Below are 1,772 nucleotides of genomic sequence, written 5' to 3'. Positions count from 1 at the left end.
CCGTCGGCGTTCGTGGGCGGCGCCGGCGGCGCGGGGCAGCTCGCGGTCGTGCCGCTCCCGGATCCGGCCTGGCCCGTGGTGTCGCCGCCGTTCCCGTCGGCGAAGGCCGGCGTCGAGAGCAGCGCGACGAGCCCGAGGGAGGCACCCGCGATGCCGACCGCGATGCCCGCGCGGCGCTTCCGCGGGGCCGGCGTCGGCGTGCCGGGCATCCGGGCGCCGCGGCCCTGCTCGAAGACGGTGATGGTCTCGTCCATGGTGGTCCTTCCGTGTCCGCCGCGGCGCGGGGTGCGCCGGCGGTCGTGGATCCAGGCTCGGCAGCGGATCTGAAGTCCTCCTTAAGTTCCGCGACCCGAGCGGACAGCGGTCCGGGATCGCCCATCCGCGGCTCCTACAGTCGGCACATGCTCCCTCCCGCACGCGTCCTCGTGGTCGAGGACGACGAGGCCATCCGCGCCGCCGTCGTCTCCACCCTCACCGCCGAGCGCTTCGTCGTCCGCGGCCTCGCGTCCGGGGTCGAGCTCGAGGAGGAGGTGAGGGGCTTCCTGCCCGACCTCGTGGTGCTCGACTGGATGCTCCCCGGGCCGAGCGGGATCCGGCTGGCCGAGGGGATCCGCCGCTGGAGTGACGCGAGCGTCATCATGCTCACCGCCCGCGACGCCGTGGAGGACCGCCTGCGCGGGTTCGGGCAGGGCGTCGACGACTACATCGTGAAGCCGTTCGCGCTCGCCGAGCTCGTGGCGCGCGTCGGCGCGGTGCTCCGGCGGCGCGGGAGGCTCGCGTCGGTGGTCGAGATCGGCGACCTGCTGGTGGATCCCGACTCCGGCCTCGCGAGGCGCGGCGGCGAGCAGCTCGAGCTGACCTCGATCGAGTTCCAGCTGCTCGCCTACCTCGCCGCGCACCGCGGCCGCACGCTCTCGAAGACGCAGCTCCTCACGCAGGTGTGGGGCTACGACCAGGCCGACCCGAACCTCGTCGAGGTCCACATCAGCGCGCTGCGCAAGAAGATGGAGGCGCACGGGCCGCGGCTCCTGCACACCGTCCGCGGGCTCGGCTACCGGGTGGAGGCGTGAGCGCGCGCGCCCGCGCCGCCGCCCCGGACGCACCGCTGCGCACCGGATCCCTCCGCACCCGCACGGTCCTCGCGGTGCTCGCGCTCCTCGCCGTGCTGCTCGTGGCGCTGTCGCTCACGGTGCAGGCGATCCTCGGGGCGCAGCTGCGGCAGCAGATCCAGGACCGGCTCGCCGACCGCGCATCGGCCGCCGCCGCGCTCGTGGGCGTGCTCGACGACGACGCGCTCGCCCAGCGGCTCGGCGCGCAGGGCGTGGCCGTGCAGATCACGAGCCCGGACGGCGGCGAGGTGACGGCGCGGCCCGGGCCGGATCCGCTCGGGGGCGCGCTGCCGGGGCCGGATCCGCTGGGCGCCGCTCCCGGGTCCGCTGCCACCGCGACGCCCCCGGCGGGCGCCGACGCGGTCACCGTCACCTCGAGCGCCGTCAGCTCCTCGGCCGACTCCATCACCCTCCGCTCCGACCTCAGCGACGGCACGGTGCTCGAGCTCTCGGCGGGCACCGGATCCGTGGACGACACCCTCGCCACCCTCCGCGGGATCCTCGCGGGCGCCTCGCTCGCCTTCCTCGCGCTCGCGGCCGTCGCGCTCGTCGTCGTCGTGCGGCGGACGCTCCAGCCGCTCGAGGACATGACCGGCGTCGCCCGCTCCATCGGCCGGGGCGACCGCGGCCGCCGCCTCCGCCCCACCCGGCCGGGCACCGAGC

1 protein-coding gene and 2 pseudogenes are annotated in these 1,772 nt (G+C 76.2%); 2 read left to right on the top strand and 1 reads right to left on the bottom strand.

Annotated features, from left to right (window positions below; all coding sequences use genetic code 11):
- Positions 1 to 254: pseudogene (locus DZG00_RS15190) on the bottom strand (hypothetical protein); the annotation flags it as partial.
- Between the two features lie 147 nt (positions 255 to 401).
- Here DZG00_RS15190 and DZG00_RS15185 point away from each other — a divergent pair.
- Both DZG00_RS15185 and DZG00_RS15180 read left to right on the top strand, forming a co-directional pair.
- Positions 402 to 1,070: a response regulator transcription factor gene (locus tag DZG00_RS15185; RefSeq protein ID WP_119383268.1), complete on the top strand. Its 669-nt coding sequence runs from the start codon at positions 402 to 404 to the stop codon at positions 1,068 to 1,070.
- A pseudogene (locus DZG00_RS15180) lies at positions 1,067 to 1,772 on the top strand (HAMP domain-containing protein); the annotation flags it as partial. The gene DZG00_RS15185 and the pseudogene DZG00_RS15180, both read left to right, overlap by 4 nt.

Source organism: Clavibacter lycopersici (assembly GCF_003576405.1).
GTDB lineage: Bacteria > Actinomycetota > Actinomycetes > Actinomycetales > Microbacteriaceae > Clavibacter > Clavibacter lycopersici.
The sequence above is the reverse complement of the archived record's forward strand: the minus strand, read 5'-3'. Positions and strand labels throughout refer to the sequence as shown.